This is a genomic window from Staphylococcus nepalensis (genome assembly GCF_014635045.1).
GTDB classification, from domain to species: domain Bacteria; phylum Bacillota; class Bacilli; order Staphylococcales; family Staphylococcaceae; genus Staphylococcus; species Staphylococcus nepalensis.
In genome coordinates this window covers 452,494-467,810 of sequence record NZ_BMCF01000001.1, presented here as the reverse complement: position 1 = coordinate 467,810, position 15,317 = coordinate 452,494, and the positions used below count along the sequence as shown (strand labels likewise).

The 15,317-nt window shown below is 34.3% G+C and carries 17 protein-coding genes; 6 read left to right on the top strand and 11 right to left on the bottom strand.

The features are described from left to right. Window positions 1-74 precede the first annotated feature (74 nt). The 3 genes from IEU88_RS02235 to IEU88_RS02225 all read right to left on the bottom strand — a co-directional run bounded on the left by IEU88_RS02235 (window position 75) and on the right by IEU88_RS02225 (window position 3,627). Complete coding sequence (locus tag IEU88_RS02235) at window positions 75-1,364, bottom strand: homocysteine synthase (RefSeq protein ID WP_096808315.1); 1,290 nt, start codon at window positions 1,362-1,364, stop codon at window positions 75-77. 359 nt (window positions 1,365-1,723) lie between these two features. Continuing rightward, a complete protein-coding gene (locus IEU88_RS02230; RefSeq protein WP_096808316.1) occupies window positions 1,724-2,968 on the bottom strand; it encodes an MFS transporter in 1,245 nt (414 codons plus the stop codon). 101 nt (window positions 2,969-3,069) lie between these two features. Further along, a complete protein-coding gene (locus IEU88_RS02225) occupies window positions 3,070-3,627 on the bottom strand; it encodes a TetR/AcrR family transcriptional regulator (RefSeq protein WP_096808317.1) in 558 nt (185 codons plus the stop codon). A gap of 183 nt (window positions 3,628-3,810) precedes the next feature. On the opposite strand from IEU88_RS02225, the gene IEU88_RS02220 reads away from it, so the two are divergent. Genes IEU88_RS02220 through IEU88_RS02210 form a run of 3 tightly spaced genes read left to right on the top strand, consistent with a single transcriptional unit; the run spans window position 3,811 to window position 6,329 of the window. Then, window positions 3,811-4,515 (top strand): ABC transporter ATP-binding protein, encoded by a 705-nt coding sequence (locus tag IEU88_RS02220; RefSeq protein WP_096811190.1) that lies wholly within the window; start codon window positions 3,811-3,813, stop codon window positions 4,513-4,515. A gap of 2 nt (window positions 4,516-4,517) precedes the next feature. Next, entirely contained in the window at window positions 4,518-5,663 is a 1,146-nt protein-coding gene (locus IEU88_RS02215) for an ABC transporter permease (protein WP_103372809.1), read from the top strand. Window positions 5,664-5,681: 18 nt separating this feature from the next. Continuing rightward, on the top strand, window positions 5,682-6,329 hold the full coding sequence (locus tag IEU88_RS02210; RefSeq protein ID WP_103372808.1) for a TetR/AcrR family transcriptional regulator: 648 nt from the start codon (window positions 5,682-5,684) through the stop codon (window positions 6,327-6,329). A 102-nt stretch (window positions 6,330-6,431) separates the two neighbouring features. Here the strand turns inward: IEU88_RS02210 and IEU88_RS02205 are convergent, their stop codons facing one another. Beyond that, window positions 6,432-6,902 carry a thioesterase family protein gene (locus IEU88_RS02205; protein ID WP_096808320.1) on the bottom strand — a complete coding sequence of 157 codons (471 nt, stop codon included), beginning with the start codon at window positions 6,900-6,902 and terminating at the stop codon, window positions 6,432-6,434. A 504-nt stretch (window positions 6,903-7,406) separates the two neighbouring features. On the opposite strand from IEU88_RS02205, the gene IEU88_RS02200 reads away from it, so the two are divergent. Together IEU88_RS02200 and IEU88_RS02195 are read left to right on the top strand one after the other, a co-directional pair. Then, window positions 7,407-8,498, top strand: a complete 1,092-nt coding sequence (locus IEU88_RS02200) for a YkvI family membrane protein (RefSeq protein WP_096808321.1) — start codon at window positions 7,407-7,409, stop codon at window positions 8,496-8,498. Between the two features lie 100 nt (window positions 8,499-8,598). Continuing rightward, window positions 8,599-8,805 carry a hypothetical protein gene (locus IEU88_RS02195; RefSeq protein WP_096808322.1) on the top strand — a complete coding sequence of 69 codons (207 nt, stop codon included), beginning with the start codon at window positions 8,599-8,601 and terminating at the stop codon, window positions 8,803-8,805. Window positions 8,806-9,076: 271 nt separating this feature from the next. Here IEU88_RS02195 and IEU88_RS02190 read toward each other — a convergent pair whose 3' ends face one another. Genes IEU88_RS02190 through IEU88_RS02160 form a run of 7 tightly spaced genes read right to left on the bottom strand, consistent with a single transcriptional unit; the run spans window position 9,077 to window position 14,134 of the window. Continuing rightward, window positions 9,077-9,919 carry an urease accessory protein UreD gene (locus tag IEU88_RS02190; RefSeq protein WP_096808323.1) on the bottom strand — a complete coding sequence of 281 codons (843 nt, stop codon included), beginning with the start codon at window positions 9,917-9,919 and terminating at the stop codon, window positions 9,077-9,079. Then, window positions 9,919-10,533, bottom strand: coding sequence for an urease accessory protein UreG (gene ureG / locus IEU88_RS02185; protein WP_096808324.1), 615 nt, complete (start codon window positions 10,531-10,533; stop codon window positions 9,919-9,921). The genes IEU88_RS02190 and ureG overlap by 1 nt, the downstream gene beginning before the upstream one ends. 13 nt (window positions 10,534-10,546) lie before the next feature. After that, on the bottom strand, window positions 10,547-11,236 hold the full coding sequence (locus IEU88_RS02180; protein WP_096808325.1) for an urease accessory protein UreF: 690 nt from the start codon (window positions 11,234-11,236) through the stop codon (window positions 10,547-10,549). Continuing rightward, window positions 11,229-11,681, bottom strand: a complete 453-nt coding sequence (ureE, locus tag IEU88_RS02175) for an urease accessory protein UreE (RefSeq protein WP_103372807.1) — start codon at window positions 11,679-11,681, stop codon at window positions 11,229-11,231. Before ureE ends, IEU88_RS02180 begins: the two co-directional genes overlap by 8 nt. 11 nt (window positions 11,682-11,692) lie before the next feature. Then, window positions 11,693-13,408, bottom strand: coding sequence for an urease subunit alpha (gene ureC, locus IEU88_RS02170; protein ID WP_096808327.1), 1,716 nt, complete (start codon window positions 13,406-13,408; stop codon window positions 11,693-11,695). Continuing rightward, on the bottom strand, window positions 13,405-13,818 hold the full coding sequence (locus tag IEU88_RS02165; RefSeq protein ID WP_096808328.1) for an urease subunit beta: 414 nt from the start codon (window positions 13,816-13,818) through the stop codon (window positions 13,405-13,407). The genes ureC and IEU88_RS02165 overlap by 4 nt, the downstream gene beginning before the upstream one ends. A 13-nt stretch (window positions 13,819-13,831) precedes the next feature. Further along, entirely contained in the window at window positions 13,832-14,134 is a 303-nt protein-coding gene (locus IEU88_RS02160; RefSeq protein WP_046206693.1) for an urease subunit gamma, read from the bottom strand. A 220-nt stretch (window positions 14,135-14,354) separates the two neighbouring features. Here IEU88_RS02160 and yut point away from each other — a divergent pair, with 220 nt between their 5' ends. Continuing rightward, entirely contained in the window at window positions 14,355-15,272 is a 918-nt protein-coding gene (gene yut / locus IEU88_RS02155; protein ID WP_103372806.1) for an urea transporter, read from the top strand. The last annotated feature ends 45 nt before the right edge of the window (window positions 15,273-15,317 follow it).

Genomic DNA, 15,317 nt, shown 5'->3' with positions numbered 1-15,317 from the left:
AAAGAGAGCGAGACATCATTGATGTCTCGCCTCATTTAAACACTATTTATTTTAAATATTAGGATACTTAAAAATTATTTTCCAAGAGCTTCTGACAAGCCTTGTTCAAGATCTGAAATAATATCATCAATATTTTCTGTACCTACTGACAGTCTGACTAATTCTGGTAGTACTCCAGAAGCTTGTTGTTCTTCTGGTGATAACTGTAAATGTGTAGTGCTCGCCGGATGGATTACTAATGATTTTGAATCTCCTACATTTGCTAGATGAGAGAATAAATGTAAAGATTCTACAAATTTAGCAATATCTTCAACAGAACCATCTACACCAAATGTTAAAATAGCGCCTTGACCATTCGGTAAATATTTTTGAGCGAGGTCGTGGTACGCATTGCTTTCTAAACCAGGGTAATTGACCCATGAGACATTTGGATGGTTTTCTAAAAATTGAGCTACTTTAAGTGCGTTTTCTGAATGGCGTTCGAGACGAAGGTGTAATGTTTCTAAACCAATTAAAAATTCATGCACATTAAAAGGCGAAACTGCAGAACCTAAATCGCGTAATAATTGAACGCGTGCTTTTGTGATATAAGCAGCTTCACCCACGTCATTGGCATATGATACACCGTGATAACTTGGATCTGGTTCAACTAAACCAGGGAATTTTCCATTGTTCCAATTAAACTTCCCACTATCAACAATAATGCCACCAATTGAAGTACCGTGACCGCCTATAAATTTTGTTGCAGAATGAACAATGATATCTGCACCATATTCAAAAGGACGTAATAAATATGGCGTAGGGAAAGTATTATCTACAATTAACGGAATGTTATGTGCATGTGCGATATCAGCTACTGTCTCAATGTCTAAAACATCTATTCTAGGATTACCAATTGTTTCAGCATATACAACTTTAGTTTTATCTGTAATTGCCGATTTAAAATTATCTGGATTACTAGGATCTACGAAGTGTACTTTAATCCCTAATTTTTTGAAAGTGACATTTAATAAGTTATATGTACCGCCGTATAGATTAGAAGATGCGACAATTTCATCACCATTTTCTACAATGTTGAGCAATGCTAAATGAATTGCGGCTTGGCCAGATGAGGTAGCTAAAGCCCCAATACCACCTTCAAGTGCGGCGATACGTTCCTCAAAAACATTTTGTGTTGGATTCATAATTCTAGTGTAAATATTTCCTGGTTCTTCTAAAGCAAAAAGTTTTCTTGCATGTTCTGTATCATCAAACACATAACTAGAAGTCTGGTAAATAGGTACTGCACGTGATTTTGAAAAGTCATCTACCTCTTGCCCAGCGTGAATAGATAAAGTGTCTAAATGCCAATTATTTTGAGACATATATAAGTCCTCCTATAAAATTGAATTTTCTGATAATTAACACTATACAAGAGGGCTTCTTCTATTTCAAGTATCCTTACTGAAAAAGTAAGAATTATTTTGGGCCTATTTCAAAGTATGTTACAAAAAATGATTAAATATCATAAAGTCAGAATTCATAAAAAGCGGAAAATTGACAGGTAATAGGATCGGATTGTAGTTTTGCGCAAGCAACTAAACTAAGTAACATATCCATCAAGCGTTTCAAATATAAACATACGCCTTCATTTCAAATGAAGGCGCGTTGCTTGGAACAAGAATATTGTTATCTATGACCCATAAAACCATTTATTGATTAATATTTCCTGGGTTATGCTTAATTAGTAATATTGATGATCTGTATGGTGCGTTTCACTGTCCTCTATATGTTCATGGTTTATAATTTCGGGGTTTTGGTGTTGGAGTTGGCTGTAGTCTCCTTTTGGTAATTGGTTTTCTTCTAATTTAACTTTAGGATAAATGAAAAGTGGAATAAATCCAATGACACCATAAATAATAAAAGTATACATAAAATTAAATGCATCAATTAATAACCCTGCCAATGAGGCACCAATAACTTGTCCAACAGCTAACATTAAAAAAGGGATACCTATACCAAGAGAAGCGTTTTTAACAAATATTTTAATACCCCAAACTAGAAGTACACCCGTTAAGAATATATAGCTCATTCCAAATAAAGAGGCAGATACAAATGGAATTAACCAAATGTTTGGAGTGAAAGCAAGCGCAATCGTTGCAATTGCGAGTGCAATGACACCTAAATTAAACGCATAATGAAGACCTCGTTTATCAATTATTGCGCCAGATATACCACCTATCATGCCAAATAATCCAATTAGAATCCAAAAGATAGAAAGGGCGAAATCAGAATAATTTCCTGTATTTTGCACAAATGATTTAGAAAATGTCCAAAAAGTAGCTGTTGAAATTCCTAACAACGTGGAGGTTATCACGATACGTGTACTAGCTGATATATCCCGTATATTAAATGAACCGGTATGAATATTTATATCTTCTTTTAATGAAGGAATAATAAGGTAGTTCCAAATTAAAACAGCGAGCGCTAATATTGCGTAAACAAAGTAAGTTTGTCTCCAATCTATAAAAGCAAACATTGCTGTAATACCAGTGAACATCAAACCAATACTTGTACCTGAATTAATCCAAGTATTCGCTTTCCCTTGTTCATGGACTTTAATCCATAAAGAAATGGTATAACCATAAGGTGGGGAAATTAATCCTGTACTTGCACCTGCAAAAATAACGCCGATGGATAGAATGATTGCGTTCGGTGAAAATCCAATACCGACCAAACCAATCAATACAGAAAAACCGGCAAGCATAATCATACGTTTAGGGCCAATTTTATCTGTTTGTAGCGTAGAATAAATAATAGTAAAACAATAGGCTAAATAAAATAAAGATGAAATAACACCAGATTGTGAAGCAGTTAAATGTAAATCATTAGTGACTTCTGGTAGAAATAACCCAAAACTAAAACGGCCTAAACCATATGTTGTCGCTATCATAGCGATACCAGGGAACACAAGTTTAGAAAACTTCATTACAAATTCCTCCTTTATTAGATAGAATGTTCATTCTATTTTCCGGTTTAAAAAATACGAGATGAGTTATAAAATAAATTATTCTCGATCTCGTTTAAAAATTAAACGCCTTTATGAGCCTCGTTAAGTAATAAATCAGCCATTGTTATAGCATGTGATGTTGCTTTTTTAGAGCCAAGTAAGGCTGTCATGGACGTTGTGCCCTCAAGTAATAGTGTAAATTGAATTGCTAGATCTAAACCGTTAACGATGCCTGCATCATTCGCAAGTTTTTCTAAATAATTTAATAAACGTTGTTTATGCCCTCGAGCTATGTTTTCGATTTCATTATCTGTGTATGCATAATCTTCAATCGCTCTCATAAACATATCACCCTTATATGAATGGTCGTTGAGCCATTCGCAATGTGCTTTCACTGCTGAGATAAAAGGCTGATTTGGTTGCTTCTCTACGTAACTGTCTAAATAGTACCAATATCTAGCTTCACGTTGTTTTAATACTGCTTCGACTAAATTGTCCTTAGAATCAAAGTGATTATATAAAGTCATAGTGGCGACATTAGCTTCTTGAATAATTTGTTTTAAGCCTACGCCACGAAACCCATATTCATAAAACAAACGTTCAGCAGTTGATAATATATCTTGCCTTTTTTGTGACAATAATCTCACACTTTCTTAGTAGAATGACCGTTCTATCTAAAAATAACAATTATATCGTTGATTGTCAAAGTCAATGCTAAATTCGTCATGAAAAACATTGCTATTTTGACACTTTGTAAAAAAAGAGGTAAGATGCTTTCAAAGTGAGCGTTTACTCACTAAGAAAGAAGTGGGGTGTTGATGATGATTGAAGTGAATCACGTAAGTAAAAATTTTGGTGATAAAAAAGTGCTCAAAGATATAAATATTTCATTTGAAAAGGGTGAAATTGTTGGTTTGATTGGTCCATCTGGGACTGGTAAAACAACTTTAATTCAGTGTATGTTGGGCATGGAAAACCTAGATGGCGGCGGAGTGACAATAGATGGTGTTGAAATGCCAAACAGGAAAACTTTAATGGATATTGGTTATATGGCACAAAGTGATGCGCTTTATGAAGACTTAACTGGAAGAGAGAATTTGGAATTCTTTGGTAGTATTTATATCAAAAAAAGAAAAGACATTAAAGCGCGTGTGAAAATATGTAGTGATATGGTGAAATTACAAGCGTCATTAGATAAAAAAGTTTCAACCTATTCTGGTGGAATGAAACGTAGGTTGTCTTTAGCTATTAGTTTTTTACAAAATCCTAAGATATTGATTCTAGATGAACCGACAGTAGGCATCGATCCTAAACTAAGGCAAGCCGTATGGGAAGATTTAAACGCAGCAAAATTAGAAGGAAAAAGTATTCTTGTCACTACACATGTATTGGATGAAGCAACGCGCTGTGACAAACTTTTACTTATGAACCACGGCGAAATTATTGCTATGGGTACACCACAGCATATTAAAGATCAATATCAAGCAGATACGATTGAAGAAGTATTCTTGAAAATGGAGGATTAAATATGAATGCCTTTTATATTGCTAAGCGTATTTTTAAACAGACGATTAGGGATGTGCGTACGCTAATGTTACTCCTTGTAGCACCACTTTTAATATTAACGCTATTATATTATATATTTACGGTTTCAGATAATACAAATGGCGTCAAGGTAGGACTGCATGACGTCCCGCAATCACTGGTGAATGAATTGCATGGGCAAGATATCACTACTGAATCATTTAACAATAGCCAAAATATTGCACACAAAATTAAAGAAGATAACTTAACCGGGTTTATTTATATGGAAAATGATCAGTTAGAAGTTACCTTTGCAAATGATAATCCAACAGATAGAGGCGTAATGAGCTCAGCTAATCAACAATGGCTTATGAATCATAATATGAATCAAATGAAAGAAAATACAGAATCATTAAAAGAAGCTTTAAATCATATCAAATCACAAGCAGCTAATAACCCTGAAATGGCGCAAAGTTTATCAGGTAATGAACAAAATGTAGGTAAGCCAATAGAAATGAATACGCATTATTTATATGGTAGTGACGATGCTACTTATTTTGATATGATAAACCCAATTTTAATAGGATTTTTTGTGTTCTTCTTTACTTTTTTAATTTCTGGTATTGGTTTATTAAAAGAACGAACATCAGGCACCTTAGAACGTTTATTAGCTTCACCTATTAAACGGAGTCATATTATTTATGGCTATATTATGGGATACGGCATGTTTAGCGTGATTCAAACGTTTGTAGTGGTCATATATGCAATATATGTATTAAACATCGCTGTAGAGGGCTCGGTTTGGTTAGTGCTAGCTACAACTATATTAACTGCGCTCGTAGCATTAACATTCGGTATACTCTTATCAACGTTCGCATCTTCAGAATTTCAAATGATCCAATTTATACCACTTGTAATCGTTCCTCAAGTGCTATTTGCAGGGTTAATACCTGTGTCATCAATGAATATAGGGTTACAATACTTCGCACATGTCATGCCGCTGTTTTATACAGGACAAGCTATTCAAGATGTAATGATTAAAGGCTTTGGAATACAAGATATTTATATCCATTTATGCGTACTATTTGGCATTTTTGTGTTGTTATTGATTTTAAACGTGCTAGGTATGAAGCGGTATAGAAAAGTTTAAGTATAGGTGGGAATGAACATGAATCGAAATATTAAAGCTATAGTTGAAGAAATTGTACCTAAATTAAATCATTTAACTGAAAAGCAACGTTCAGTTATCGAAAGCGCACTCTTACTTTTTAGTGAAAAAGGGTATAACAAGACGAGTACAAGTGATATCGCTAAAAGAGCAGGTGTAGCTGAAGGTACAGTATATAAACAATTTAAAAATAAAGAATCACTTCTATATGCAGGGTTGCTTCCTGTAATCAAAGATAATATAGCCCCAACTGTCGCTATGGAATTTATGAATGAGTTGAAAGCTACAAATACTTTGAGTTCGTTTATAAACACGTTCGTGGATAATCGTTCTGAATTCATGTATAAAAATAGGTTACTGCTGAAGGTAATATTAAATGAAGCAATGACGAGCGAAATATTTCAATCTGTGGTGCTTGAAATATTTAATAAACGTCTTGTAAGTAATTTAAAACCAATGGTTCAACGACTGATTGATCAAGGTGAAATGCGTGATGTTAAAATAGAATATTTTGTACGTACATTAATTGCGCAGTTAATGAATTTAAATATTGGCTATTTAATCGATTTGAACGGCCATCGTGGTGGATCATATGACCAACATCTATCATTTACCAAAGAAAGTCTTTATTATATGTTTAAAGCGTAATAAATATGTTTGATTAGCTAGAATAACAAGCGTAACACAGAAATTAAAGTATGGACGTCTGTGTTACACTTGTTTTAGTTAAAAAGTTTCAAGTAGTATCTTTTATTTTCTAGTAATACCAATGACATGGCCTAATTGTGTAGGTGCTTCAAAAGTTGGTTGAACATGATAAGCTGATTCGATTTTGTCTAAGATGGCCTGAGGGAATGACATACTACGACGTGTAACACGACTAACACCGATCATTATGACTTCATATGTAGCGACGCGCTCATCTTTGCCATTATACATAGTGAGAAATAAATGTACTCTTTTTGTATCATAATCATAAATGTGTACTTTAACGTAAAACGCATCATCTAATAAAAGTTCTTTCAAAAATGATATATGTGATTCTAAACTGAAAATAGTAATTTCGTGCGTCTGTCGATAAGAAACATATAGGTCGACTGATTCAAAAAACCCAACGACTACATCACTGAAAATGGAATAATATTGTGCATCATGCATATGGTTATTATGATCTATCCAAGATGGTTGCACCGTGTTTTTATAAATGTATTCCTCTGTCACAAGATCACTCCTATAATATAAATTTAATCGTAACCTATATTATTGTAACAGTAATCAACAGTTTAAGTTAGTAAATTGATTGAATTCAGGAATGATTGCATGCAACAAACATGTTAACATCATTTCTATATTTTAATATACATCATTAAAAATGAAGTAAATTGATAAAGAATATTAAGTGAGTTATTATAATAATGTAAACGCTTGCAAATTTAAATGTTTGTTATTTATATAATCATTTATAATTATGGAATCAAAGGGGAGATGGAAAGGAATAGAAATCCTATACTTTTAAAGCTTGTGTTGTCCTGCTAAGGCTTCAGTAACTAGAAAATGATATAAGCGTGAAGTGCTTTACAAATAGCGTTTTAAAAACTTAAAGTGTATAATCAATTCAGTTATTATAGCTAATATCAAAAGAGTATAGAGAATATTTATTTATATTCCAAACGTTTGTGAATGCTTGAAAGTGGTTTTAACTTAACATTAGCGAAGGGGATTTATATGAAAAGGATATTTTTAATAGGTAGTGCATTCATTGGTATTATCGTGGGTGCAGGATTTGCCTCAGGGCAAGAAATATTACAGTATTTTACGAGTTTCGGAACTGCTGGTATACTTGCAGGCGTTGTTTCTACCGTGTTATTCGCCTATGTAGGTATGATGTTGGTTTGGTTAGGTAGTAAATTTAAAGCTGAGGGACACAATGACGTTATACATAAATTGACTGGTGGTACAGTATTTGGCAAAGTCATTGCATGGCTAGTAGATATTGTACTAATCATTGCTTTATTTGGATTTGGTGTCGTTATGCTTGCAGGCGGAGGCTCAAATTTTGAACAACAATTTGGTATACCAGCCGTGTATGGTACTGCGCTCATGGTTATATTAGTGCTGCTATTTGGTATGCTACGCGTAGATAGCGTGGTGAAAGTAATTGGTAACATTACTCCGCTATTGATTATTTGCATTATCATCGTTGCTATATATTGTTTATTTACGATGTCAGGTTCGTTTAGTGAATTAGATACATTAGCTAAAAGTCATAAATCAGCTGTACCACATTGGTTTATTGCAGGCGTTAATTATGTCTCACTTAATGTGGGACTAGGCGCATCTATGTCCATAGTTATGGGTGGTAATGAGAGAAATAGTAAAGTTGCTGCATGGGGCGGTTTAGCTGGTGGTTTTGTATTAGGATTAATGATTATGGTAAGCCACTTAGCAATTTTTTCTAAAATTGAAACAGTGGGGCATTTACCATTACCAATGCTCGGCTTAGTCAATGATATTTCCCCTATTTTAGGTGTATTTATGTCAATTGTTGTTTATTTAATGATATTTAATACTTGTTTAGGCATGTTTTATTCGTTAGCTACACGTTTCACTGAAATTGAAACGAATCAATTTAAAATATTTTATACGATATTCACTTTAATTGGTTTCGTCATTAGTTTTGCAGGTTTTACAGATTTAATGACATTCTTCTATCCAGTCATAGGATATATGGGAATTATTATTATCATCGTATTAATTTATGCACCATTTAAGATGAAACGTATCAAAAAACAAGGTAAATCATTTCAAGATATGTAAAGGATAGTCTGTAATAGCTATATATTTTTGTAGCATAAATATTAAGGTAAAATGAATGTATATGAAACTAAAAATATTAAATCCAAAGGAGTAAAAGTGAATGGTATACGTCGCGTTTTTAGTGTTAATTATAGCTATAATTTTACTTGTTTATTCCATAGCGTTACTTATGGGTAAAGACGGATCTTTATTTAGTTTATTTACACATAAAGAAAAGTCGTTAAATAAAGCGGAAAAGTTAGCTATTTATATTGTGACAATTGTATTGTTAGTCATTAGTTTAGTGTGGTTGCTTAATATAATTTAAAAAGCAGGAACGGGGCAGAAATCAATTGTTGCTAAAATGATTTCGTTGTACCATTCCGACAAGGATAAGTAGGGAAAATGTAAGCGTTGAAGCATTGCATGAGGCATACTAATTCATAAATTAAGAAGCGATGCTTAAAAGTTTAATATAAATGTTTTTTATCCTAGTCAGCTACTGACTATATGAAAACAGTCCAAGACACACATAGATGTCTCGGACTGTTTTTTTTATATAACATTGTTATCCTTCATGCATATTTAAAACATAAAAGTTAATATTTTCTTAAGAAATTGACTTCTCGATCGAAAATATGGTTTCCAACATACGTTTGTACTGTATTTAAAATACGCTCGATGATTTGCGTTTTATTTGCTAATATTCGAATACTAAAACCGTGTGTCGGTATTTGAGTAATACCAAAACGGCAATCATATTCTTTTTGATAATGTTTAATTTGATCGTACACATCGTCTATAAGATTTTGGTTAACTTCAGGATGTATGAAATAACATGAACCTAAGTGCGTATAGTTTTCCATATATCCTAAACCACCAACTTTATTTTTAGTTGGATCAAGCAACATATTATCAAAGGTAATGAGTTCATCATCCACATAAATTTCATTTAACAAGTGCATATAAGTGTATGTGAAATCTTTGTCTTCTTTTGAATAACCTGGCGTCAATATATCTGTATAGAATAATGACGCTTTAGGGCTTAGATTAAATGTGTTATGTTGATAAAATTTAGCATTTTCAAATGCAATAATTGGGTCACCTACATATTCAATATAGCCATTATCCTTAATCGTAAAGTTCTGATATTGCTCGACATGATCATTTAATGTTTTATAGATTTTTGTAGCACCTTGTGATGTTAAAATCACACTTGCATTTTCTTCTGCAGTGACATCCATCTTATAACGGTCACCATCTAAATAACCGCCGCCCACATTCACGATATAAAATGTAGGGATATCCGAGCCGTTTAAGTAGACTGGTCGTATGACTTTTAACGCTTTTTCAAAAAAGATATCACGTGCAACTGATTTTTTTCCGTTATGAAAAACGGTTAAATCAAGTTCACCAGTCCATTTTTGTTTTGAATCAGCCATTAAGCTAAACCTTTAAGAAAGACATCTTGGTCAATCCACTCGATTACTTTATCTAGCCCTTCATCTGTTTTAAGGTTAGTAAATGCAAATGGACGTTTGCCTCTGAATGTTTCTGTATCTTCTGCCATACGATCTAAGGATGCACCAACATAAGGCGCTAAATCAGTTTTATTAATTACAAAGAAATCTGATTTAATCATACCTTGCCCACCTTTACGAGGGATTTTTTCCCCTTGAGCAACGTCGATAATGTAAATTGAAAAATCAACAAGCTCTGGACTGAACGTTGCAGCTAGGTTGTCTCCGCCAGATTCAATAAAGATTAAATCAATATCTTCATTACGTTCTTTTAATTCATCGATTGCAGCGAAGTTCATAGAGGCGTCTTCACGAATCGCTGTGTGTGGACATCCTCCAGTTTCAACGCCAATAATGCGATCTGCAGGCAATACGCCTGAGTTAACTAAGATTTTTTCATCTTCTTTTGTATAAATATCATTAGTAATTACACCAATACTAAACTCTTTAGATAATTGTTTTACTAATTTTTCAATAAGTTGCGTTTTCCCTGCACCTACAGGGCCACCGACACCTATTTTAACTGTCTCTGTCATTTAAATTGCCCTCCTAAGATATGAAAATTCTTACGTTTACATTTTCATGTTCCATTTGGTTGATTTCTAATCCGGGTGCAGTGATACCTAATTGTGACTTGTCTAACGTCATAATATGATCTCTTGTTTCTTTCATGAAAGGAATCATATCATGGACGATACGTTGTCCGGCCGTTTGTCCTAAAGGAATGGCACGAACAGCGTTTTGAGTTAAGCTCGATACGTTTTGATATAAATAATAATCTATAATCATTTCTATATCGACACCAAGATAATGGCCGAGCATCGTAAAGCAAATTGCGGGATGCAATTTGGCTTTCTTCTCTTTGTTTTGTTTTTGGTACCACGTTATCCATTCACTATCATAAAGCTCTGCTGCTAGCTTGACCATGCGGTTGCCCATTTGTTTTGAACCTTGCCTAGTCTCTTTAGGCAAATTTTGTACGAAAAGTATTTTATCTAAATATAATATCTTTTCTGTATCATTTTCATTAAGCGCATCATAGACAAGACGCATAGTTAAACCGTCAGCAAACGAAAGTTGTTCAGTTAAGAACAATTCAAGCCATTGTTTAAATGATGCTTCATCATGAACAATATCTCGCTGAATATATGTTTCAAGTCCGAATGAGTGGCTAAAAGCACCAGTCGGAAATTGAGAATCACAAAATTGAAATAGGCGTAAATATGCGTGATTAATCATGAGAATGACCTATATGTCTGAATGCTTGGTTTACTTTTCGGTCTTCGTGACTATAAGGTATGCCGAGATCTTTCAGCAATGATTCTACTAAATAGTCATATTGTACAAGCATTTCTGTTTCTGTAAATTGAGCAGGTAAGTGTCTATTACCTAATTGATGCGCGATATCGCCCATTTCTTGTAAGGTACGTGGCTTGATCACTAAAAGATCTTCCGAATTGACATCAATAATAATCATATTGGTATCGTCTTGATACAAGATATCGCCATATTGTAAATCAATTGGTTGTTTTAAACGAATACCAATTTCATTACCATGATCTGTAGTTACACGTTGAATACGTTTAACTAAGTCGGAATTTTCAAGGTAAACTTTTTCAACATGTTTATTTTTTTCATCTTGCGGAAGATTTGCGATATTACCTTTAATTTCTTCGATGATCATATTTTATCCTCCTAGAATAAGAAATAACGTTGCGTTAATGGTAATTCAGTAGCTGGTTCACTTGTTATTTTTTCACCATCGACAAATACTTCATAAGTTTGCGGATCTACATCTAAATCAGGCATAGCGTTATTATTTTTCATATCTGCTTTAGTTAAATTACGAATGTTTTTAACAGGTCTTAATTTACGATTTAATCCCAATGTTCTGCCGATATCGTTTTCGTAAGCAGTTGATGAAACAAAAGTGATTGATGTACTTTGCATGTTACCACCTAATTGACCATACATATTACGATATTTTAAAGGCTCAGAAATTGGGATAGAACCATTAGCATCACCGTTAATGGCAGTACTAATCATACCACCTTTAAGTACTACATCAGGTTTAACACCAAAGAACGCTGGTTCCCACATAATAATGTCTGCAAGCTTACCTTCATCGATAGAGCCAACATAGTCTGAAATACCATGCGTAATTGCTGGGTTAATTGTATATTTAGCAATATAACGCTTAATACGGTTATTATCGTTATATTCGCTGTCTCCTTCGAGTGCACCACGTTGTTCTTTCATGCGGTGAGCGACTTGCCAAGTACGTGTGATAATCTCGCCAACACGGCCCATAGCTTGAGAGTCAGAACTTACCATACTAAATACACCTATATCTTGTAATACGTCTTCTGCAGCAATCGTTTCTTTACGGATACGAGAATCTGCGAAGGCAACGTCCTCTGGAATAGAAGCGTTAAGATGGTGGGTAATCATAACCATATCCAAATGTTCATCAACCGTGTTATGTGTGAATGGTAAAGTTGGGTTAGTTGAGGAAGGTAAGATATTTGAGTAAGCAGCTGATTTAATTAAGTCAGGTGCGTGACCACCACCAGCGCCTTCTGTGTGATACATGTGTAATACACGGTCTTTAACAGCAGCCATCGTTTCTTCCATAAATCCAGCTTCGTTTAATGTGTCTGCGTGTAGTGCCACTTGCACGTCATAATCATCTGCAACTTGTAATGCATGATCTAAAGCAGAAGGTGTTGCACCCCAGTCTTCATGGACTTTAAGTCCGATAACGCCAGCATGGATTTGTTCAACCAATGCTGTATGGTTCACAGCTTGGCCTTTACCAGTAAACCCAACGTTTAACGGGATTTGTTCTGCAGCTTCTAACATACGATGGATATACCATGGTCCTGGCGTAGCAGTGGTTGCTTTAGAACCTTCAGAAGCACCTGTACCACCACCGATTAAAGTCGTTGTACCACTTTCTAGTGCTACGAGCGACTGTTCTGGGTTAACAAAGTGAACGTGTGTATCAATAGCACCAGCAGTTATGATTTTACCTTCTGCAGCAATAACATCCGTTGTTGCACCAATCACAATATCCACATTGTCCATGATATCAGGGTTACCCGCTTTACCAACTTTCATAATATACCCGTTTTTAACACCAATATCTGCTTTGACTACTTTGTCGTAATCGAGAATAAGCGCATTGGTAATAACTAAGTCTGCTACTTTTTTGTCGTCTCTTGTTACGTTAGGATTTTGAGCCATACCATCTCTGATGGATTTACCTCCACCAAATGTAGCTTCATCACCATACGTAGCATAATCTTTTTCGACTCTTGCAAATAGGTTTGTATCACCGAGTCTAACTGAATCACCGATAGTCGGACCATAAAGACTCGTATATTGAGATTGCGTCATTTTAAAACTCATCTGTTATACCCACTTTCTTTATTAGCATTTTCCTCTGATAAATTAGACTCATCGATAATTTCTGTTTCTTTGGAATCGTCTTCTGGTTTATACACACGTGTTTCATCGATAGGGCCATTTACTTCTCCGTGGAAACCAAAAATATTGCGTTTTCCTTTATATTCAACTAATTGAATTTCCTTTTCATCGCCTGGTTCAAAACGAACCGCAGCACCTGCAGGAATATCTAAACGTTTCCCGTACGCTTGTTCACGATCAAAATCTAATGCAGGATTTACTTCGAAAAAGTGATAATGAGAACCTACTTGTATAGGACGGTCTCCTGTATTTTTAACATTAATTACTGTAGCGTGTAGGCCTTTGTTAACATCGATTTCTGTGCGTTTAACAATAATTTCACCTGGTTTCATCATATAACCCCCTTTAGACTATTGGATGATGGACAGTAATTAGTTTTGTACCATCAGGGAAGGTTGCTTCAATTTCTAAGTCAGTTAACATGTCAGCAACACCTTCCATTACATCATCTTCACTTAATATTTGTTTACCGTAACTCATCAACTCTGCAACAGATTTTCCATCTCTTGCGCCTTCTAGTAATTCAAAACTGATGATTGCGGCTGCTTCAGGATAGTTTAATTTCAAGCCTCTTTGTTGACGTCTACGTGCTAAATCAGATGCAATGACTAGCATTAACTTATCTTGTTCACGTTGTGTAAAATGCACAATTTTCACTACCTTTCAAAAAATGATAAAAAATGATAAATATAATCTTTTTATGTGCTTACAAATTCAATAATAAACGTAAAAATAAGCAACTACAAGGATTACACATTAATTTCAAATGATATAACTGAAAAATTGCACAATTAATTGCGAGACTTTTCATTTTAGGTTGTTTGGTATATCATTGTTAACGTAAATTTTATAGAAATCGGGTGACATTGTGAATGCGATTCAGATTTTACTGAAAAATATCGCGCAGGTCTTATTGTTAAACAATGCATGGACAGGTTTGTTTATTTTATTAGGCCTTTTTATAGGAAGTTGGCAAGTAGGCTTAATGGCATTAATAGCTAGTATCATTTCTTTATTGTTAGCTAAGCATACAAATTATTCGAAAGAAGAAATAAATACTGGTTTAGCCGGATTTAATCCAGTACTTACAGCAATTGCATTGACATTGTTTTTAGTGCCAGCATGGTATAGCTTATTGATTGTCTTAATAGCTGTCATTATTACTATGCCGTTAGGTTCTGCATTCAGAGAATTTTTTAAACCCTTTGGAGTACCGATGTTGACGATGCCATACGTCTTTGTTAGTTGGGTCGTCTTATTGATGTCCTTTCAATTTAGATTTGTAAATGCAGACGTCAAAATATTACCTGATACAGTACAAGAAATTACTTTTTCAGGCCATAGTATTCAGTTCGTAAGTGCTTTTTTATCAGGCTTTAGTGAAGTGTTTTTATTAAAAAATGTTTTAGCAGGTGCCTTAATATTAATTGGTATATTGATTGCTTCAAGAAAAGCTGGCATGTTCGCTATCATTGCCAATGTTATTGGCTTTGCAGCAGTAACAGTGCTGGGTGCGAACCATGATCAAATTAATGATGGTTTATTTGGTTATAATGTCATCCTTACTGTATTAGCATTGGGAATTGCATTTAAAACGAGAATCCCTCGTTATATGAGTATTATACTTGGTGTATTACTCACCGTTGTTATACATGCAGGCATGACTACATTGCTAACACCATTTGGCTTACCGGTCTTTACATTGCCGTTTATTATAGCAACATGGATTATGCTGTTTGCAGGTAATAGTATGAGTGTCCAGAAAGCAGAAGAAAGTGAAGAATGAGTGTTTAATTAAATTATCGATGGCAGTATAATAATCATAGACATG